The following is a 20,992-nucleotide window of genomic DNA, read 5'->3' as shown; positions in this document are numbered from 1 at the left end:
GCATCGTTGCCGATTTCATTCAAGACTTGGAGAAATGCATGACTACCGCCGATCACCTGGGCCGCACCGCGCCCCTGACCTCGGGTCAGATGGCGATGTGGCTCGGCGCAAAGTTCGCGTCGCCCGACACCAACTTCAATCTCGCCGAAGCCATCGAGATCGATGGCCCCATCGACCCCGCCATCTTCCTTGCCGCCATGCGCCAGGTGGCCGATGAAGCCGAAGCCACGCGGCTGAGTTTTCTCGACACGGGCGAAGGGCCGCGCCAAGTCGTGGCGCCCGCCTTCACCGGCGAGATCCCCTACCTCGACCTGAGCGGCCGGAGCGATGCGCAGGCCGAGGCCGAGCGCTGGATGCGCGCCGACTTCACGCGCAACATCGACCTGGAGAAGGGGCCGCTGTGGCTGTCCGCGCTGATCCGGCTCTCGCCCGTGCGCCACATCTGGTACCACCGCAGCCACCACATCGTGCTCGACGGCTTCGGTGGCGGCCTCATTGCGCGCCGCTTCGCGGACGTCTACAGCGCCATGGCCGCCGGCAGCGCGGCGGTGCCCGACGAATCGCGCCTGGCGCCGATCTCGCAGCTGGCCGAGGAAGACAACGCCTACCGCGCCTCGGGCCGCTTCCCGCGCGACCGCCAGTACTGGGTCGAGCGCTTCGGCGATGCACCGGATCCGCTGAGCCTGGCTTCGCAGCGTTCCGTCAACATCGGCGGCCTGCTGCGCCAGACCGTGCACCTGCCGGCCGCCAGCGTGCAGGCCTTGCAGGCCATTGCGCAAGACCTCGGGACCACGCTGCCGCAGATCCTCATCGCCACCACCGCGGCCTACCTGTACCGCGCCACCGGCATCGAGGACATGGTGATCGGTATTCCGGTCACGGCGCGCCACAACGACCGCATGCGGCGCGTACCGGCGATGGTGGCCAACGCACTGCCGCTGCGCCTTGCAATGCGCGCGGACCTGCCGATCCCGGAACTGATCCGCGAGGTCGGCCGGCAGATGCGGCAGATCCTGCGGCACCAGAGCTACCGCTACGAGCACCTGCGCAGCGATCTCAACATGCTGGTCGCCAACCGGCAGCTGTTCACCACGGTAGTCAACGTCGAGCCCTTCGACTACGACTTCCGTTTTGCCGGCCATGCTGCCATGCCGCGCAACCTGTCGAACGGCACGGCCGAGGACCTGGGCATCTTCCTGTACGAACGCGGCAACGGGCAGGACCTGCAGATCGACTTCGATGCCAACCCCGCGGTGCACAGCGCAGAAGGCCTGGCCGATCACCAGCGCCGCCTGCTCGCCTTCGTGGCCGCGGTGATCCGCGAGCCGGAGCAGGCCGTCGGCCACGTCGACCTGCTGAGTGCCGACGAACGCAGGCAACTGCTGGTGGACTGGAACGACACGGCGCACCCGGCGCCCGCCACCCATCTCACCGCATTGATCGAGGCCCAGCTTGCAGCCAACCCGCAAGGCATTGCGCTGCGCTTCGAAGGCGAGGCCATGCGCAACGACGAGCTGAACCGCCGCGCCAACCGGCTCGCGCATCTGCTGCGCGCGCGCGGTGCAGCGCCGGAGCGCACCGTGGCCCTGGCCATTCCGCGCTCGATGGAGCTGATGGTGGCCCTGCTGGCCACGCTGAAGACGGGCGCCGCCTACCTGCCGGTCGACCCGGACTTTCCGCAGGACCGCATCGCCTTCATGCTCGGCGACGCGCAGCCGGTGTGCCTCGTCACGACCACGGCGCTCGCGGAGACACTGCCGGGCGATGCCCCGAAACTGCTGCTCGATGAAGCGCAAACGATTGCGGATCTGGCGAGTTGCGATGACACCGATCCCGGCATCGCGATCGACCCTTCGCATCCGGCCTATGTGATCTACACCTCGGGCTCCACCGGAACGCCGAAGGGCGCGGTGGTGTCGCACCGCGCCATCGCCAATCGCCTGCGCTGGATGCAGCACCGCTACGGCCTGCGGGCCGACGACCGCGTGCTGCAGAAGACGCCTTCGAGCTTCGACGTGTCGGTCTGGGAATTCTTCTGGCCGTTGATCGACGGCGCCGCGCTGGTGCTCGCGAAGCCGGGCGGCCACAAGGATGCGGCCTACCTGGCCGGGCTGATCGCCAGCGAAGGCATCACCACGATCCACTTCGTGCCGTCGATGCTCGAGGTCTTCCTGCGCGAGCCCGCCGCGTCCGCGTGCACCACGCTGCGACGCGTGATCTGCAGCGGCGAAGCCTTGTCGCCCGCGCTGGTGTCGCAATTCCAGCAGCGCCTGTCCTGCGAGCTGCACAACCTCTACGGGCCGACCGAGGCCGCCGTCGACGTGACCTCGTGGGAATGCCCGCGCGAGCCGCAAACCGTGGCGGCATCGGTGAGCGTTCCTATCGGCCGCCCGATCTGGAACACGCAGATGCATGTGCTGGACAGCGGCCTGCAGCCTGTGCCGCCGGGCGTGACCGGCGAGCTCTACATCGCCGGCATCGGCTTGGCGCGCGGTTACCTGAAGCGACCGCTGCTGAGCGCCGAACGCTTCATTGCCAACCCGCATGGCGAGGCCGGCAGCCGCATGTACCGCAGCGGCGACCTCGCACGCTGGCGCAGCGACGGCAGCCTCGACTTCCTGGGCCGCGCCGACCAGCAGGTGAAGATCCGCGGCCTGCGCATCGAGCCGGGCGAGATCGAATCGGTGCTGCTGAAGCACCCGCAGGTGGCGCAGGCCGCGGTGGTTGCACGCGAGGACGCACCGGGCGAGAAGCGCCTCGTCGCCTACGTGGTTGCCGTGGATGCGGCCGACCCGCAGGCCGCCGAGCTGCGCACGCACCTGGCGCACGCCTTGCCCGAGTACATGGTGCCCTCGGCCTTCATGAGCCTGCCGGCGCTGCCGCTCGGCCCCAGCGGCAAGCTCGACCGCAAGGCGCTGCCGGCGCCCGAGTTGCAGGCCGCCACGCCGTACGCTGCGCCCCGCACGCCCACCGAAAAGATCCTGGCCGGGCTCTGGGCCGAGACGCTGCACCTGCCGCGCGTGGGCGTCCACGACAACTTCTTCGAGCTCGGCGGGCACTCGCTGATGATCGTGCAGCTGATCTCGATGATCCGGCAGCAGTTCATGATCGACCTGCCGCTGGACACGCTGTTCCAGGTCTCCACCATCGCCGGCCTTGCGGAACTGCTCGACCAGGAGACGGTGGCGCGCCCCAGCATCGTGCCGATGCCGCGCCCGGCGCGCATTCCGCTGTCGTTCGCGCAGCGCCGCCTGTGGCTGATGAACCAGCTCGAGGAAGGCAACCCGGCCTACAACATGCCGCTGGCCCTGCGCCTGTCCGGTGTGCTGGACCGCGCGGCGCTGCACGAGGCGCTGGGTGACCTGGTGCAGCGCCACGAGAGCCTGCGCACCATCTATCCGAACGAGGACGGGCTGCCCTACCAGCACATCCTCGGTGGTGCGCAGGCGCGGCCGGCGGTGATCGAAGCCGACAGCAGCGAGGACGACATCGCCGCGCAGCTGCATGCCGCGGCGCACCGCGGCTTCGCGCTCGGCACCACGCCGCCTCTGCGCACGCACCTGTTCAAGCTGGCCGCCGACGAGCACGTGCTGCTGCTCCTGACGCACCACATCGTCGGCGACGGCGCCTCGCTGCTGCCGCTGGCGCGCGACCTGAGCGTGGCCTATGCCGCACGCTGCGAAGGCAAGGCGCCGGGCTGGGCGCCGCTGCCGCTGCAATATGCCGACTACGCACTGTGGCAGCACGAACTGCTCGGCAGCGAAGACGACCCCGACAGCATGGCCGGGCGCCAGCGCGAGTTCTGGCGCGAGACCCTGCGCGACCTGCCCGAGCGGCTGAGCCTGCCCGTCGACCGCCCGCATCCGGCGGTTCCCAGCTACCGCGGCGACGTGGTGCCGATGCAGATCGCGCCGCGCGTGCACGAACGCATGCTGCAGCTGGCGCGCGACGGCCAGGCCAGCGTCTTCATGGTGCTGCAGGCCGCGCTCGCGGGGCTGCTGCACCGGCTGGGGGCCGGCGACGACATCGCCATCGGCACGCCGGTGGCCGGGCGCAGCGATCATGCGCTGGACGAGCTGATCGGCTGCTTCGTCAACGCGCTGGTGCTGCGCACCGACCTTTCGGGGCAGCCGAGCCTGCGCGAGCTGATCGCGCGGGTGCGCACCACCAACCTGGCGGCTTATGCGAACCAGGAGTTCCCGTACGACCGCATCGTGGAGCTGCTGCGGCCGGGCCGCTCGGGCGCCAACCTGCCGCTGTTCCAAGTCATGCTGGGCTTCCAGCAGGGCCGCAACCGGCTGTCCTTCAGCCTGCCGGGCCTGTCGATCACGCCGCAGCCGGTGGCCGTGGACACCGCGAAGTTCGACCTGTCCTTCATCCTCGACGAGCAGCGCGGCGCCGACGGCCTGCCGGGCGGCATTGCCGGCGGCATCCAGTACAGCACCGACCTGTTCGACCGCGACACGGTCGAAGCCATCGCGGCGCGGCTCGCGCGCCTGCTGGAAGAGGCGTGCGATGCGCCCGACGAGCCCATCGGCAGCCTGGCCATCCTGAGCGGCGAGGAGCACAGGCGTCTGCTGGAGGACTGGAGCGGCCGCACGCGCGAGCTGGCGCCGCTCACGCTGGCCGCCATGGTGCAGGCCCATGCCGCCGAGCGACCGCATGCCGCGGCGGTGGTGCTGGACGGCGCGACGGTGAGCTATGCCGAGCTCGACCTGCGCGCCAACCGGCTCGCGCACCTGCTGCGCGGCCGGGGCATCGGTGCCGGCGCCATCGTGGCGACGGTGCTGCCGCGTTCGCTCGACCTCGTGGTAGCGCACCTGGCCATCGTCAAGGCCGGCGCGGCCTACCTGCCCATCGACCCGGGCCACATGGCCGGGCGCAGCGCCTTCGTGTTCGAGGAAGCGGCGCCCGCCGCCGTGCTGACCCATGCCGCGCTCCTGCCGCAACTGGCCGGCGTGCCGCACTGCATGGCGCTCGACGGCGACGGGACGGTCGCCGCGCTGGCGATCCAGCCGGACGATCATCCGGCGCCAGCGCAAGCTGCCGATCCTCGGGAGGCCGCCTACGTTATCTACACCTCCGGCTCCACCGGCGTGCCCAAGGGCGTGGTGGTGCCGCATGCGGGCCTGGGCAGCCTGGGCGCCGCCATGATGGAGCGGCTTGCGATCACGCCCGATTCGCGCGTGCTGCAGTTTTCCTCCAGCGGCTTCGATGCTTCCGTGATGGACCAGCTGATGGCCTTCTACGCCGGCGCCGCGCTGGTGGTGCCGGCGGTGCAGCAGCTGCTGGGCACGGACCTGGCTGACCTGCTCGAAAGGCAGGCCGTCAGCCATGCGCTGATTCCGCCCGCCGCGCTGGCCACCTTGCCGCACGGCGAATTTCCGCAGCTGCAAACGCTGGTGGTGGGCGGCGACGCCTGCCCCGCCGCGCTGGCCGCGCGCTGGTCGCCGGGCCGCCGCATGATCAACGCCTACGGCCCAACCGAAATCACCATCTGCGCGAGCATGAGCGCGCCGATGAATGCAAAGGAGCCGCCCTCCATCGGCCAGTCGGTCTGGAACACGCGGATGTATGTGCTCGACGACAGCCTGCGGTCGGTGCCGCCCGGTGTCGCGGGCGAGCTGTACATCGCCGGCAGCGGCGTGGCGCGCGGCTATCTGAAGCGGCCCGTGCTGAGCGCCGAACGCTTCATCGCCAACCCCTTCGGCGAGCCCGGCAGCCGCATGTACCGCAGTGGCGACCTCGCGCGCTGGCGCAGCGACGGCAGCCTCGATTTCCTGGGCCGCGCCGACCAGCAGGTGAAGATCCGCGGCTTCCGCATCGAGCCCGGCGAGATCGAATCGGTGCTGCTGAAGCATCCGCAGGTGACGCAGGCGGCCGTGGTCGTGCGCGAGGACGTGCCGGGCGACAAACGCCTGGTGGCGTACTTCGCCGCCGCATCCGATCCGCAGCCGGTCGAGCTGCGCGCGCACATGGCGAAGGCGCTGCCCGACTACATGGTGCCCTCGGCCTTCGTGCACCTGCCGTCGCTGCCGCTGACCCAGAGCGGCAAGCTCGACCGCAAGGCGCTGCCCGCGCCCGGAGAGCCGCAGGCCGGTGCGCAGTACGTGGAACCGCGCACGGCCACCGAGAGGCTGCTCGCGGGGCTGTGGGCGGAAACGCTGCAGCTGGAGCGCATCGGCATCCACGACAACTTCTTCGAGATCGGCGGGCATTCGCTGATGGCCATACAGCTCGGCATGCGCATCCGCCAGCAGGTGCGCGCGGACTTTCCGCATGCCGAGGTCTACAACCGCCCCTCGATTGCCGAGCTGGCCGCATGGATCGACGACAACGCCGGCGGTGGGGCCGAGGCACTGGACCTGTCGCGCGAACTCGACCTGCCCGCGCACATCCGCCCGCAGAGCACGGCGCCGATGCTGGCTGCGAAGCGCGTGTTCCTCACCGGCGCCAGCGGCTTCGTCGGCAGCCACCTGCTGGCCGCGCTGCTGCGCGACACCACGGCCTGCGTGGTGTGCCACGTGCGCGCCGAGGACGAGCAGGCGGGCGAGCTTCGGCTGAAGCGCACGCTGGCCCAGCGCCGGCTGGGCGCGGTGTGGGACGACGCGCGCATCAAGGTGGTGACCGGCGACCTCGGCAAGCCGCGCCTGGGCCTCGACGACAGCGCCGTGCAGCTGGTGCGGGACGGCTGCGACGCCCTCTACCACTGCGCCGCGCAGGTCGACTTCCTGCATCCCTATGCGAGCCTGAAGCCCGCGAACGTCGACAGCGTGGTCACGCTGCTCGAATGGACGGCGCAAGGCCGCGCGAAGAGCATGCACTACGTCTCCACGCTCGCGGTGATCGACCAGAACAACAAGGAAGACACCATCACCGAGCAATCGGCGCTGGCCTCGTGGAGCGGGCTGGTCGACGGCTACAGCCAGAGCAAGTGGGTCGGCGATGCGCTGGCCCGCGAGGCGCAGGCGCGGGGCATGCCGGTGGCGATCTACCGGCTGGGGGCAGTCACCGGCGACCACGCGCATGCGATCTGCAATGCCGACGACCTGATCTGGCGCGTGGCGCACCTCTACGCCGACCTGGAAGCGATTCCCGACATGGACCTGCCGCTCAACCTCACGCCGGTGGACGACGTGGTGCGCGCCATTCTCGGCCTGGCGGGGCAGGAGGCCTCGTGGGGCCAGGTGTTCCATTTGATGAGCCAGGAGGCACTGCGGGTGCGCGACATTCCGCCGGTCTTCGAGCGGATGGGCATGCGCCTGGAGCCGGTGGGGCTCGAGCCCTGGCTGCAGCGCGCGCACGCGCGGCTGGCCACCGGGCACGACCGCGACCTGGCCGCGGTGCTGGCGATTCTCGACCGCTACGACACCACGGCCACGCCGCCGCAGGTGAGCGGCGCGGCCACGCATGCGCAGCTCGCAGCCATCGGCGCGCCGATCCGCCCGGTGGATCGCGAGCTGCTGCAGCGCTACTTCGTCGACCTGGGCATCGACACCAAGGCGCGCCGCGCCGCGGAAACCACCACTTCATAGAGAGGAGCAAGAACGCAAATGGCAAGCTATCTCATCGCCGCCACCGCCCTGCCGGGGCACGTGTTGCCGATGCTGGCGATCGCGCAGCACCTCGTGGGCCTCGGGCACGAGGTGCGGGTGCACACCGCGAGCCAGTTCAGGGCGCAGGCCGAAGCCACCGGCGCAGGCTTCACGCCGTTCGCACCCGCGATCGATTACGACTACCGCGACCTCGACAAGCGCTTTCCCGAGCGCCAGCGCCTGTCGTCCGCACATGCGCAGCTGTGCTTCGGCCTCAAGCATTTCTTTGCCGGCGCCATGGCCGCGCAGCACGCGGGGCTGCGTTCGATCCTCGACGGGTTCGAGGCCGATGCCATCCTGGTCGACACGATGTTCTGCGGCACCTTCCCGCTGCTGCTGGGGCCGCGCGAAGAGCGTCCGGCCGTCGTCGCCATCGGCATCTCGGCGCTGCCGCTGTCCAGCTGCGACACCGCCTTCTTCGGTACCGCGCTGGCGCCGTCGAGCACGCCGGAAGGGCGCGCGCGCAACCGGGCGATGAACGCCAACCTCAAGCAGGCGATGTTCGGCGAGGTGCAGCGCCACTTCGACGGCTTGCTGGCGCGCTCGGGTTCGCCGGCGCTGCCGGAGTTCTTCGTCGATGCGATGGTCAAGCTGCCGGACCTGTACCTGCAGCTCACCGCGCCTTCCTTCGAATACCCGCGCAGCGACCTGCCCGCATCGGTGCGCTTCGTCGGCCCGCTGCTCGCGCCCGCCAGCCGCGGCTTCACGCCGCCCGACTGGTGGCACGAACTGGACGACGGCCGCTCGGTCGTGCTGGTGACGCAGGGCACGCTGGCCAACCAGAACCCGGCGCAGCTGATCGGCCCGACCCTGCAGGCGCTGGCGGGCGACGGCAACGTCCTCGTCATCGCCACCACCGGCGGTCCGGTGCCGCCTGCGCTGGCTGCGAACCTGCCCGCCAATGCCCGCGTGCTGCCGTTCCTGCCCTACGACCGGCTGCTGCCCAAGGTGCACGCGATGGTCACCAACGGCGGCTACGGCTCGGTCAACCATGCGCTGAGCCTTGGCGTGCCGCTGGTGGTGGCCGGAACCAGCGAGGAGAAACCCGAGATCGCCGCGCGCGTGGCCTGGTCGGGGGCGGGCATCAACCTGGGCACCGGCCAGCCGGGCGCGCGCCAGATCGGCGACGCCGTGCGCAAGGTGCTGGGCGAATCCAGCTACCGGCAGCGCGCGGCCGCATTGCGCGAGGATTTCGCGCGCCATCACGCGCTCGCCGGTATCGCCGAAGCGCTGGCGGCGCTGCGCCGCACCACCCCCGCATCCGCGGAAATGGCTTGAACGCCCAAGGAAATCGACATGAGCAACCCGTTCGACGACAAGAACGCCAGCTTTCTGGTGCTGGTGAACCACGAGGGGCAGCACTCGCTGTGGCCCGCCTTCATCGCCGTACCCGCCGGCTGGCAGGTGGCGCTGGCAGCGACCGACCGGGCCGCCTGCGACGCATTCATCGAAGCGAACTGGGTCGACATGCGGCCGCGCTCGCTGGTGGCCGCCGGCGGCGGCTGACGGCACCCGCTCCCGCCATGGGTGCGCACGCCCATGGCCCGGGAATTGCTCTCGCTCTCGAGGGTTTCCCCCTAGGTCGCATACCCGCGTCCACATACGCAATATGGCTCCTGCGGTATGTGGGCACTGGCACAAGCGGCTAACGTCCAGGCTTGGCCGGGAAACCGAGCCGCCCACGAGGCCAAAGAGCATGAGCACAGAGAGCAGCAGCAACAACAACACGCAACCCGTCCGCTTCTTCCACCGCGGCAGGATCGTCGACGTCAGCGGCGTCCATCCGACCCGTTCGGTGCTCGACTGGCTGCGCGAGGACGCGCACTGCACCGGCACCAAGGAGGGCTGCAACGAGGGCGACTGCGGCGCCTGCACCGTCGTGATCGGCGAACTGGCCAGCGACGCCAACGCGCCGGGCACGGTCGGCGGGCTGCAGCTGCAGACGGTCAACGCCTGCATCCAGTTTTTGCCCGCGCTTCATGGCAAGGCGCTGTTCACGGTCGAGGACCTGAAGGCGCAGTGCGCGGCCGCCCAACCGCAGGACAACAGGAAGCATGCCGTCCACACGCTGCACCCCGTGCAGCAGGCGATGGTCGACTGCCATGGCTCGCAATGCGGCTTCTGCACGCCGGGCTTCGTGATGTCGCTGTGGTCCGCCTACGAGCACCACCAGGCCGAGGGCACGCAGCCCACGCGCCAGCAGCTGGCCGACGAGCTCTCGGGCAACCTCTGCCGCTGCACCGGCTACCGGCCGATCCTCGATGCGGGCCAGCGCATGTTCGACCTGCCGGCCGTGCGGCTCGACACGAAGCCCGTGGTGGCGGCGCTCACCGCCTTGCAGAACGATGGCCTGGACTACGCGGCGCCGCTCGGCGCCCGCATCGACCACTTCCACGCCCCCAGGACCATCGCCCAGCTCGCCGCGCTGCGCGAGCAGAAGCCGCGCGCCCAGCTGCTGGCCGGCTCGACCGACGTCGGCCTCTGGGTCAACAAGCAGTTCCGCGACCTCGGCGACATCATCTACGTGGGCGACGTGGCCGAGATGAAGACCATCGAGACCCGGCAGAACGACGAAGGGGGGGAGCTCTACATCGGCGCCGGCGCCTCGCTCGAAGCCGCCTTCGAAGCCCTGGTGCAGCGCGTGCCGAGCCTCACGGACGTGTGGTTGCGCTTCGCCTCGCCGCCGATCCGCCATGCCGGCACCATGGGCGGCAACGTGGCCAACGGCTCGCCCATCGGCGATTCGCCGCCGGTGCTGATGTCGCTGGACGCCGAGATCGAGCTGCGCCGCGGCGACGCGGTGCGCCGCATGCCGCTGCCCGATTTCTACATCGACTACATGAAGAACCAGCTGCAGCCCGGCGAGTTCGTGCAGGGGCTCGCGGTTCCGCTGGCCGCCATGCGCCGCCAGGTGCGCGCCTACAAGATCAGCAAGCGTTTCGACTGCGACATCTCTGCCCTGTGCGCAGGCTTCGCGATCGATCTGGAGCCGGGCAGCGACACGGTGAAGGCCGTGCGCCTGGCCTTTGGCGGCATGGCCGCCACCGTCAAGCGCGCCGCAAATGCCGAAGCGGCGCTCGTCGGCAAGCCGTGGACGCAGGCCAGCGTCGCCGCCGCCAGACTCGCGCTCGCGCAGGACTTCAAGCCGCTGTCGGACATGCGCGCCTCGGCCGACTACCGGCTGCAGGTGGCGCAGAACCTGATCCAGCGCCTCTGGCTCGAAACGCGCGCCGAAGACGCGCTGTCGCTCGAAGAGACCAGCGTCTGGAGCGTGATGCCGCATGCCGCGGTCAAAGCCGCGGCCGAAGGAGCTTGACCATGAACAAACCCATCGACGCCCGCCTGCTGCAGCCCGCCGAGGCCTTTGCCGACTACCTGACCAACACGGCTGCCCGCATCGACCCGGCGGCCGAAGCGCTTGCGCACGACCTCGGCGCACGCGTCGGCATCAGCCGGCCGCACGAATCGGCGCACCTGCACGTGGCCGGCGAAGCGACCTACATCGACGACATTCCGGAACTCACCGGCACGCTGCACTGCGCGCTCGGCCTGTCGCCGGCCGCCAACGGCCGCGTCACGGCGCTGTCGCTCGACGCCATCCGCGCGATGCCCGGCGTGGTCACGGTGCTCACGGCCGACGACATTCCCGGCACCAACGACTGCGGTTCGATCGTCCACGACGACCCGATTCTCTTGCCGGTGAAGGACGGCGGCGAGATCCGCTATCTCGGCCAGCCCGTGTTCGCCGTGATCGCCGAGACGCGCGAGGCCGCGCGCCGCGCCGCTTCCAGGGCCAAGGAGGCGATGACCATCGAGGCGCAGCCGCCCGTGCTCACGCCGCAGGATGCGCATGCGCGCGGCCAGTACGTGGTGCCGCCGATGCACATCGTGCGCAGCGGCGGCTCGGCCAACGAGGGCGACGAGGCAGCCGTGCGCGCGGCCATCGCCAAGGCACCGCACCGCCACACCGCCACGCTCGACGTGGGCGGGCAGGAGCAGTTCTATCTGGAAGGCCAGATCAGCTACGCCATTCCCAAGGAAGGCGGCGCGCTGCACATCCACTGCTCGACGCAGCACCCGAGCGAGATGCAGCACCTGGTGGCGCACGCGCTGCATCTGCAGTCGAACGAAGTGCACGTGGAATGCCGGCGCATGGGCGGCGGCTTCGGCGGCAAGGAATCGCAATCGGCGCTGTTCGCCTGCGTGGCGGCCATCGCGGCGCGGCAGCTGCAGCGCCCGGTCAAGCTCAGGCTCGACCGCGACGACGATTTCATGATCACCGGCCGGCGCCACTGCTTCTGGTACGAGTACGAGGTGGGCTACGACGACGAGGGCCGCATCCTCGGCGCGGAAATCACCATGGTCTCGCGCGCTGGCCACTCGGCCGACTTGTCGGGCCCGGTGATGACGCGCGCGCTGTGCCACTTCGACAACGCCTACTGGCTGCCCAACGTGGCCATGCACGGCTACTCGGGCAAGACCAACACGCAGAGCAACACCGCGTTCCGCGGCTTCGGCGGCCCGCAGGGCGCCATTGCCATCGAGAACATCATGGACTCGGTGGCGAGGGAACTGAAGCGCGATCCGCTCGACGTGCGGCGCGTCAACTTCTACGGCAAGGCGGAGAACAACGTCACGCCCTACCGCCAGACCGTGACCGACAACATCGTCCACGAACTGGTGGCCGACCTCGAAATCAGCAGCGGCTACCGTGCGCGGCGCGAAGAGATCGCAGCCTTCAACCAGAAGAGCGTGGTGCTCAAGCGCGGCCTCGCGCTCGCGCCGCTCAAGTTCGGCATTTCGTTCAACGTCAAGCACTTCAACCAGGCCGGCGCGCTGGTGCATGTGTACACCGACGGATCGATCCTCGTGAACCACGGCGGAACCGAGATGGGGCAGGGCCTCAACACCAAGGTGGCGCAGGTGGTGGCGCACGAGCTGGGCGTGAGCTTCGAGCGCGTGCGCGTGACCGCGACCGACACCACCAAGGTGGCGAACACCTCGGCCACGGCCGCATCGACCGGCGCCGACCTCAACGGCAAGGCCGCGCAGGATGCCGCGCGCCAGATCCGCGAGCGCCTGGCCGAGAGCGCGGCCGAGCGCCACGGCGGCAAGGCGAGCGAAGTGCGCTTTGCCAACGACAAGGTCGAGGTCAATGGCCGCTCGCTGGCCTTCAGCACCGTGGTGGGCGAGGCGTATCTCGACCGCAAGCAGCTGTGGTCCGACGGCTTCTACGCCACGCCCGGCCTCAGCTGGGACAAGGACAAGATGCAGGGCCGCCCGTTCTACTACTACGCCTACGGCGCGGCGGTGAGCGAGGTGATCGTCGACACGCTCACCGGCGAATGGAAGCTCTTGCGCGCCGACATCCTGCACGACGCGGGCAAGTCGCTGAACCCGGCCGTGGACATCGGCCAGGTCGAAGGCGCCTTCATCCAGGGCATGGGCTGGCTCACCACCGAGGAGCTGGTGTGGCATCCGCAAAGCGGCATGCTCACCACGCACGCTCCCAGCACCTACAAGATCCCGACCGCCAACGACTGCCCGCCCGTCTTCAACGTGCGCCTGTTCGAAGGCCAGAACTTCGAGGACTCGATCCACCGCAGCAAGGCCGTGGGCGAGCCGCCGCTCCTGCTGCCGTTCTCGGTGTTCTTCGCGATCCGCGATGCGGTGTCGGCGGCCGGCGGCCACAGGGTCGATCCGCCGCTGAAGGCACCGGCCACGAGCGAGTCGATTCTTCGCGCCATCACCGCCGTCCAGTCCGCATAGTCACTCGTAGACTTTGGCGCATGTCCAAAGTCCTTCCAATGCCCTACGCCCTGATTCCCTTCGCGAAACACCGCGGAACCGGCTTTGCCGGGGGGGAACGTCATGCGTGATCAAGCGCTGTTCGACAAGATCGATCTTCATCTCATCAGGGTGCTTCACACCGTGCTGACCGACCGCAGTGTCTCGCGCGCCGCCATTCGCCTGGGCATGTACCAGCCGGCCGTCTCGGCCGCGCTGAAGCGGCTGCGCGAACTCTCGGGCGACCCGCTCCTGGTGCGCTCGGGTTCGGGCATGGTGCCGACCGATGCGGGGCTGCGGATGATCGAGCCCGCCGCGAGCATCCTGCGCGCCGCCGAGATGCTGTTCTCCGATGCGCGCGGCTTCGAGCCGCAGTCGGCGGCCACCACCTTCCGCATCGCAGCGAGCGACTACATGGACCCGCTGTTCCTGCCGATGCTGGTGGCGCACGTGAAGCGCGAGGCGCCGCTGTGCCAGATCGAAATCCACGCGCTCACGCCCGATTCGGACTACCACGGCCATCTGGCGCTCGGCCAGGTCGACCTGGTGATCGGCAACTGGCTCAAGCCGCCGGAAGACCTGCACATGGCGCGGCTCTTCGGCGACGAGGTGGTGTCGCTGGTCAACCAGGACCACCCGGCCGTGCGCCGCGGCTGGGACCTGGAGACCTGGCTCGCGGCCGAGCACATCGCGCCCACGCCCATGCACCCGGGCGGGCGCGGCATCATCGACCAGATGCTCGACGAGCTCGGACGGCAGCGCAACATCACGGCGCGCTGCGCGCACTTCAGCCTGATCCCGGACATGGTGGCCTCGAGCCTCCTGGTGCTCACCACCGGGCGCCAGTACTGCGAGCGCTTTGCCGCGCGGCTGCCGGTGAAGATCCTCGAATGCCCGGTGGCGCTGCCGCGCCTCATGTACTACCAGCTCTGGCACGAGCGCACCCATTCGTCGAGTTCCGCGCGCTGGCTGCGCGAATGCATCAAGGACGTGGCGGCGTCGCTGCGGCCCGCCTTCACCACACCGGCCTCACGGGCCTTCGCGGCCGAGGCCCCCGACCCGCCTTGACGAATCCTTCGGCCGCGCCGGCGTCGCGGCCGAGGCAACGTTTGAACGAACCGCCACATACAACAGCTGGAGACAAGCGACATGAACAGGTTTGAAGAGGTGCCCAAGGTCACCGATCCCCACGCCTCGGGGACAGCCGCGCGCAGCGCGCCGCAGGGCACGAACTGGCTTGAACGCATGTTCAAGCTGACCGAGCACAACACCACGGTGCGTACCGAAGTCATCGCAGGGCTCACCACCTTCCTGACGATGGCCTACATCATCTTCGTGAACCCGTCGATCCTCGGCGACGCGGGCATGCCCAAGGGTGCGGTCTTCGTGGCCACCTGCCTGATCGCAGCGCTGGGCACGCTGATCATGGGCCTGTATGCCAACTACCCGATCGCGATGGCGCCGGGCATGGGGCTCAACGCCTACTTCGCCTACGTGGTGGTGCTGGGCATGGGCTACACGTGGCAGATCGCGCTGGGCGCGGTGTTCATCTCGGGCTGCCTGTTCCTGATTGTCACGGTCACGGGGCTGCGGGAGCTTTTCATCCAGGGCATACCGCAGTCGCTGCGAACGGCGATCACCGTGGGCATCGGCATGTTCCTGGCGCTCATCGCGCTCAAGAGCGCGGGTGTCGTCGCCGCCTCGCCAGCCACCTTCGTCACGCTGGGCGACCTGCACTCGGCACCGGTGGTGCTGGCCACGCTGGGCTTCCTGGTCATCGTGGCGCTCGACCGGCTCAAGGTGCGCGGCGCCATCCTGATCGGCATCCTGCTGGTGACGGTGCTGTCGTTCTTCTTCGGCGGCAACAAGTTCCATGGCGTGTTCGATGCGCCGCCATCCATTGCGCCCACCTTCATGCAGCTCGACATCATGGGCGCGCTCAAGGGCGGCATCCTGAACGTGGTGCTGGTGTTCTTCCTGGTCGAGATGTTCGACGCCACCGGCACGCTGATGGGCGTGGCCAAGCGCGCCGGCCTGCTGGTGCCCGGCAAGATGGAGCGCATGAACAAGGCGCTGCTGGCCGACAGCGGCGCGATCTTCGCGGGCTCGCTGCTCGGCACCTCGAGCACCACGGCGTACGTGGAAAGCGCGGCCGGCGTGCAGGCGGGCGGGCGCACCGGCCTCACGGCCGTGGTGGTGGCGGGGCTGTTCCTCGCCTGCCTGATGATCTCGCCGCTCGCGGGCTCGGTGCCGGCCTATGCCACCGCACCGGCGCTGCTGTTCGTGGGCTGCCTGATGCTGCGCGACCTCGTCGAGCTCGACTGGGAAGACACCACCGAGGTGATCCCCGCGGCCGTGACCGCGCTGGCCATGCCTTTCACCTACTCGATCGCCAATGGCCTGGCCTTCGGCTTCATCACCTACGCGGTGCTCAAGCTCTTCACCGGCCGGGCACGGGAAGTGCATGTCATGGTGTGGGTGATCGCGGCGATTTTCCTGTTCAAGTTCGCCTATGTAGGAGGACACTGAGGGGAGCGCCGTCGGGTGCCGATGGATGCGGGGACGCTATTAAACTTATAGCTGTCCCCGCTTGTTGCTGTTGAACGAGACAAAACCCACGAAACCCGGCATGACAACCCCCAGACTCCAGCTCGCGAACATCACCAAGCGCTATCCCGCGGTGGTGGCGAACAGCGACATCTCGCTGGCCGTGGCGCCCGGCGAGATCCATGCCGTGCTCGGCGAGAACGGCGCCGGCAAATCGACCCTGATGAAGATCATCTACGGCTCGGTCAAGCCCGACGAAGGCACGGTCACCTTCGACGGCCAGCCCGTCATCCTGCGCAACCCGCAGCAGGCGAGGGCGCTGGGCATCAGCATGGTGTTCCAGCATTTCAGCCTGTTCGACACGCTCACCGTGGCCGAGAACGTGTGGCTGGGCCTGGACAAGTCGCTGCAGCTGGCCGAAGTGGCGCGCAGCATCACGGCCAAGGCCAGCGAATACGGGCTCGACATCGATCCCTCGCGGCCGGTGCACACGCTGTCGGTGGGCGAGATGCAGCGTGTGGAAATCATCCGCGCGCTGCTCACCAACCCCAAGCTGCTGATCCTCGACGAACCCACCTCGGTGCTCACGCCGCAGGCGGTGGTCAAGCTCTTCGGCGTGCTCAACAAGCTGGCGTCGGAGGGCTGCAGCATCCTCTACATCAGCCACAAGCTGCACGAGATCCGCGAGCTGTGCACGGCCTGCACGGTGCTGTGCGGCGGCAAGGTCACGGGCGTGTGCAATCCGCAGAACGAAAGCAACGAGTCGCTCTCGCGGCTGATGATTGGCAGCGAGCCGCCGCCCCTGCAGCACCGGCCGGTGCATGCGGGCGCGGTGGCGTTGCGCGTGAACGGGCTCACGCTGGCGCGCGAGGACCAGTTCGGTGTCGATCTCGACGGCATCTCGTTCGAGGTGCGTGCCGGCGAGGTGGTCGGCATTGCGGGCGTGTCCGGCAACGGGCAGAAGGAACTGCTCTACACGCTTTCGGGCGAAGACGTGCGCGCCGAGCCCGCGATGGTGCAGGTGTTCGGCAAGCCGGCAGGCCGGCTGCGGCCGCGCGCGCGGCGCGCGATGGGCCTGCATTTCGTGCCCGAGGAGCGGCTGGGCCGCGGCGCCGTGCCCACGCTCGGGCTCGCGCACAACCTGCTGCTCACGCGCGGCAACGCGGTGGGCAAGGGTGGCTGGATCCGCACGGCGGCGCTCGAAAAGCATGCCAGGGCCATCATCGAGCGCTTCAACGTCAAGGCTGGCGGCCCGAATGCCGCGGCGCGCTCGCTCTCGGGCGGCAACCTGCAGAAATACATCGTCGGCCGTGAGATCGACGCCAACCCCAAGCTCTTTATCGTCTCGCAGCCGACCTGGGGCGTGGACGTGGGCGCGGCCGCGCTGATCCGCGGCGAAATCCTTGCGCTGCGCGACGTCGGCTGCGCGGTGCTGGTGGTCAGCGAGGAGCTCGACGAGCTGTTCGACATCAGCGACCGGCTGCACGTGATCGCCAAGGGCCGGCTGTCGCCATCCATCGACCGCGCGGCCGCCACGCTGCCGCAGATCGGAGAATGGATGAGTGGCCTTTGGGAGGAGAAGAACAACAACAAGGAGGCGACCCATGCTTAAGCTCGAACCCCGCCCGGAGCTGTCGCGCTTCTGGACCTTTGCCTCGCCGATCCTCGCGCTGCTGATCACCGTGCTGATCGGCGTGGCGCTGTTCGCCGCGCTCGGCAAGGACCCGGTCAAGGGCCTGCTGGTGTTCTTCTACGAACCGATCAAGAGCGGCTATGCGATCGGCGAGCTGACGATCAAGGCCACGCCGCTGCTCATCATCGCGCTCGGGCTGGCGGTGTGCTTCCGCTCCAACGTCTGGAACATCGGCGCCGAAGGCCAGTTCGTGTTCGGCGCCATCGCCGCGGGCGGCGTCGCGCTGATGGCCGACAAGACCACGGGTTCGTGGATCGTTGCGGCCATCCTGGTCGCGGGCACCGTCGGCGGCATGGTGTGGGCCGGCATCGTGGCCTTCCTGCGCGACCGGTTCAACGCCAACGAAATCCTCGTGAGCCTGATGCTGGTGTACGTGGCCACGCTGCTGCTGGGCTACATGGTGTTCGGCCCCTGGAAGGATCCGCAGGGCTACAACTTTCCGCAATCGAAGACCTTCGAGGCCGTGACGCAGATTCCGCGGCTCTTCAAGGGTTCGCGCGTGAGCATCGGGCTGATCATCGCGCTGCTGGGGGTGGGCGCGCTCTGGGTGTTCCTGTTCCGCACGCGCGCAGGCTTTGCGCAGCAGGTCGGCGGGCTTGCGCCGGCGGCCGCGCGCTATGCGGGCTTCTCGGCGCGCCGCGCGGTGTGGATCGCGCTGCTGACCTCGGGCGGCGCGGCGGGCCTGGCCGGTGCGCTCGAAGTCGCCGGCCCGCTCGGCCAGCTCACGCCGTACGTGCCGGCGGGCTACGGCTTCGCGGCCATCATCGTGGCCTTCGTCGGCCGGCTGCATCCGGTGGGCATGGTGTTCTCGGCCATCCTCATGAGCATGTTCTACATCGGCGGCGAGCTCGCGCAGTCGCGCCTGGGCCTGCCCAAGTCGCTGACCGGCGTGTTCCAGGGCCTCTTGCTCTTCACGCTCTTGGCCTGCGACACGCTCATCGCCTATCGCATCCGCCGCAAGGCCGCTGCGAAGGCGGTGGCCTCCACGATGACGACGAGTTCGCTGCAAGCCAGCACGCCTTTGACCGCGCCGATCGTGCGTTCCACGGAGTCCACATGAAGCACACGATGAATTCACTTCCAGGAACACCGCGGAACCGGCTTTGCCGGGCCGCTGGTGTTGCCCCCGGTAGCGGGTTGGCGAAGCGGACACGTAGTGCCGCGCAGCTTGGGGGCGAGCAACATGTTTGACAGCTACGCACTCCTGCTCGGCTCGACGTTGAGCGCCGGCACCGTGCTCGCCATCGCGGCACTGGGCCTGCTCATCAACGAGAAGGCCGGCATCGTCAATCTCGGCGCCGAGGGCATGATGCTCTGCGCCGCCATTGCCGGCTTTGCGACGGTCGTCATCACGCACAACCCCTGGCTCGGCTTCCTGGCCGGCATGGCGGCGGGTGCCTTGCTTGCCGCCTTCTTCGGCGTGCTGGTGATCTGGCTCAACACCAACCAGTACGCCACCGGCCTCGCGCTCAGCCTGTTCGGCGTCGGCTTCTCCGCCTTCGTGGGCATCAGCTTCGTGCAGGCCAAGCTGCCCGAGAGCGTGTCGTACGCGGTGCCGGTGCTCGGCGACATTCCGCTCGCCGGACCTGCGCTTTTCCGCCACCACCCCATGGTGTATTTCGCGGTTGTCCTGACCTTCGGGCTGATCTGGTTTCTCTACCGCACCCGCGCCGGGCTGGTGCTGCGGTCGGTGGGCGAATCGCCCGAATCGGCGCATGCGCTCGGCTATCCGGTGCGGCGCATCCGCTTCATGGCGGTGATCGCGGGCGGCGCGCTGTGCGGCCTGGCGGGAGCGTACCTCTCTACCGTCTACACGCCGCTGTGGGTCGAAGGCATGGTCGCGGGCCGCGGCTGGATCGCGCTGGCGCTCACCACCTTCGCCACCTGGCGGCCGATCCGCGTGCTGCTGGGCGCCTACCTGTTCGGCGGCGTCTCGATGCTGGGCTTCCACCTGCAGAGCAGCGGCGTCGACGTGCCGCCGCAGTTCCTCAGCATGCTGCAATACATCGCGCCCATCGTGGTGCTGGCGCTGATCTCGCGCAACCCGGCCTTCATTCGCATCAACATGCCCGCCTCGATCGGAAAACCGTTCTACCCCGGCTCATAATCTCGCTTCTCGATTTCCGCCAACCTGTCCTTTTTGAGGATTTCCGACAATGAATGATCTGAACAAGCGCTCCCTGCTCAAGCTGGCCGCCCTCACGGCGGTCGCTTCGGCGGCCCTGATCGGCTGCGGCAAGAAAGAGGAAGCGGCTGCACCGGCTGCAACCCCCGCACCGGCGCCGGCACCCGCTGCCGCCGCACCGGCACCGGCGGCGCCGCTCAACATCGCATTCGCATACATCGGCCCGGTGGGCGACGGCGGCTGGACCTTCGCGCACGACAACGGCCGCAAGGCGCTCGAGAAGGAATTCGGCGACAAGATCAAGACCACCTTCGTCGAGAGCGTGCCCGAGGGCGCCGACGCCGAGCGCGTGTTCCGCGACATGGTCGGGCAGGGCAACAAGCTGATCTTCGGCACCACCTTCGGCTACATGGAGCCGATGCTCAAGGTGGCCGCCGACAGCAAGGACGTGAAGTTCGAGCATGCCACCGGCTACAAGACCGCCGAGAACATGCGCACCTACGACAGCCGCACCTACGAAGGCGCCTACATGGCCGGCGTCATTGCCGGTGCCATGACCAAGAGCAACACGCTCGGCGTGGTCGGCTCGGTGCCGATTCCCGAGGTGCTGCGCAACATCAACAGCTTCACGCTGGGCGCGCAGTCGGTCAACCCGAAGATCACCACCAAGGTGGTGTGGGTGAACGAATGGTTCAGCCCGCCGAAGGAAACCGAAGCCGCCACCGCCCTCATCAACGGCGGCGCCGACGTGCTGTTCCAGAACACCGACTCGCCGGCCGTGCTCAAGACCGCGCAGGAAAAGGGCAAGCGCGCCTTCGGCTGGGATTCCGACATGACCGCCTACGGTCCCAAGGCCCACCTGGCCTCGGCCACCATCAACTGGGCGCCGTACTACATCAAGGCCACGCAGGACGCGCTCGACGGCAAGTGGGCCACGGGCCAGAGCTGGTGGGGCGTGAAGGAAGGCGCCATCGACATCGTCTCGATCGCCGAGGACGTGCCGGCCGAAACCAAGGCCAAGGTCGAGGCAGTGAAGAAGGGCCTGAAGGACGGCAGCTTCGTGATCTGGAAGGGCCCGATCCTGGGCCAGGACGGCAAGGAAGTGGTCGCCAAGGATGCCGTGGCCGACGACAAGTTCCTGTCGGGCGTGAACTTCTATGTCAAGGGCGTGGAAGGCAAGGTTCCCGGCGGCGACAAGAAGTAAACCGCTGCGCGCCTGCGCGTATGAAGGGTCGCCTGCGGGCG

Annotated in this window: 11 protein-coding genes; all 11 read left to right on the top strand. The window is 68.8% G+C overall.

What is annotated here, in order from left to right; all coding sequences use genetic code 11:
• Positions 1 to 38: 38 nt before the first annotated feature.
• Entirely contained in the window at positions 39 to 7,535 is a 7,497-nt protein-coding gene (locus tag VAPA_RS19900) for a non-ribosomal peptide synthetase (protein ID WP_021008560.1), read from the top strand.
• An 18-nt stretch (positions 7,536 to 7,553) separates the two neighbouring features.
• The gene (locus VAPA_RS19895; RefSeq protein ID WP_021008559.1) at positions 7,554 to 8,873 is read left to right on the top strand and encodes a glycosyltransferase; all 1,320 of its coding nucleotides are present in this window, start codon (positions 7,554 to 7,556) and stop codon (positions 8,871 to 8,873) included.
• 18 nt (positions 8,874 to 8,891) lie between these two features.
• Entirely contained in the window at positions 8,892 to 9,101 is a 210-nt protein-coding gene (locus VAPA_RS19890) for an MbtH family protein (protein ID WP_021008558.1), read from the top strand.
• A gap of 190 nt (positions 9,102 to 9,291) precedes the next feature.
• Positions 9,292 to 10,911 carry a xanthine dehydrogenase small subunit gene (xdhA, locus tag VAPA_RS19885; protein ID WP_021008557.1) on the top strand — a complete coding sequence of 540 codons (1,620 nt, stop codon included), beginning with the start codon at positions 9,292 to 9,294 and terminating at the stop codon, positions 10,909 to 10,911.
• Between the two features lie 2 nt (positions 10,912 to 10,913).
• Entirely contained in the window at positions 10,914 to 13,364 is a 2,451-nt protein-coding gene (gene xdhB, locus VAPA_RS19880) for a xanthine dehydrogenase molybdopterin binding subunit (RefSeq protein WP_021008556.1), read from the top strand.
• A 102-nt stretch (positions 13,365 to 13,466) separates the two neighbouring features.
• Positions 13,467 to 14,450, top strand: coding sequence for a LysR family transcriptional regulator (locus VAPA_RS19875; protein ID WP_015866681.1), 984 nt, complete (start codon positions 13,467 to 13,469; stop codon positions 14,448 to 14,450).
• A gap of 177 nt (positions 14,451 to 14,627) precedes the next feature.
• Entirely contained in the window at positions 14,628 to 15,911 is a 1,284-nt protein-coding gene (locus tag VAPA_RS19870) for an NCS2 family permease (RefSeq protein WP_196232579.1), read from the top strand.
• Positions 15,912 to 16,011: 100 nt separating this feature from the next.
• A complete protein-coding gene (locus tag VAPA_RS19865) occupies positions 16,012 to 17,541 on the top strand; it encodes an ABC transporter ATP-binding protein (RefSeq protein WP_021008554.1) in 1,530 nt (509 codons plus the stop codon).
• A complete protein-coding gene (locus VAPA_RS19860) occupies positions 17,534 to 18,682 on the top strand; it encodes an ABC transporter permease (RefSeq protein ID WP_021008553.1) in 1,149 nt (382 codons plus the stop codon). The genes VAPA_RS19865 and VAPA_RS19860 overlap by 8 nt, the downstream gene beginning before the upstream one ends.
• 123 nt (positions 18,683 to 18,805) lie before the next feature.
• On the top strand, positions 18,806 to 19,729 hold the full coding sequence (locus VAPA_RS19855; protein WP_021008552.1) for an ABC transporter permease: 924 nt from the start codon (positions 18,806 to 18,808) through the stop codon (positions 19,727 to 19,729).
• Positions 19,730 to 19,778: 49 nt separating this feature from the next.
• A complete protein-coding gene (locus VAPA_RS19850; RefSeq protein ID WP_021008551.1) occupies positions 19,779 to 20,951 on the top strand; it encodes a BMP family ABC transporter substrate-binding protein in 1,173 nt (390 codons plus the stop codon).
• Positions 20,952 to 20,992 lie beyond the last annotated feature (41 nt).

The sequence above is a fragment of the Variovorax paradoxus B4 genome (assembly GCF_000463015.1).
Classification (GTDB): Bacteria; Pseudomonadota; Gammaproteobacteria; order Burkholderiales; family Burkholderiaceae_C; genus Variovorax; species Variovorax paradoxus_E.
This window is presented reverse-complemented; position numbering and strand designations above follow the sequence as displayed.

Bases quoted from the DNA above. Each gene is read 5' to 3' on its own strand.
- VAPA_RS19870 (WP_196232579.1), top strand. From the start codon at position 14,628: ATGTTCAAGCTGACCGAGCACAACACCACGGTGCGTACCGAAGTCATC.
- VAPA_RS19865 (WP_021008554.1), top strand. From the start codon at position 16,012: ATGACAACCCCCAGACTCCAGCTCGCGAACATCACCAAGCGCTATCCC.
- VAPA_RS19860 (WP_021008553.1), top strand. From the start codon at position 17,534: ATGCTTAAGCTCGAACCCCGCCCGGAGCTGTCGCGCTTCTGGACCTTT.
- VAPA_RS19890 (WP_021008558.1), top strand. From the start codon at position 8,892: ATGAGCAACCCGTTCGACGACAAGAACGCCAGCTTTCTGGTGCTGGTG.
- VAPA_RS19855 (WP_021008552.1), top strand. From the start codon at position 18,806: ATGTTTGACAGCTACGCACTCCTGCTCGGCTCGACGTTGAGCGCCGGC.
- xdhB (WP_021008556.1), top strand. From the start codon at position 10,914: ATGAACAAACCCATCGACGCCCGCCTGCTGCAGCCCGCCGAGGCCTTT.
- VAPA_RS19850 (WP_021008551.1), top strand. From the start codon at position 19,779: ATGAATGATCTGAACAAGCGCTCCCTGCTCAAGCTGGCCGCCCTCACG.
- xdhA (WP_021008557.1), top strand. From the start codon at position 9,292: ATGAGCACAGAGAGCAGCAGCAACAACAACACGCAACCCGTCCGCTTC.
- VAPA_RS19895 (WP_021008559.1), top strand. From the start codon at position 7,554: ATGGCAAGCTATCTCATCGCCGCCACCGCCCTGCCGGGGCACGTGTTG.
- VAPA_RS19875 (WP_015866681.1), top strand. From the start codon at position 13,467: ATGCGTGATCAAGCGCTGTTCGACAAGATCGATCTTCATCTCATCAGG.
- VAPA_RS19900 (WP_021008560.1), top strand. From the start codon at position 39: ATGACTACCGCCGATCACCTGGGCCGCACCGCGCCCCTGACCTCGGGT.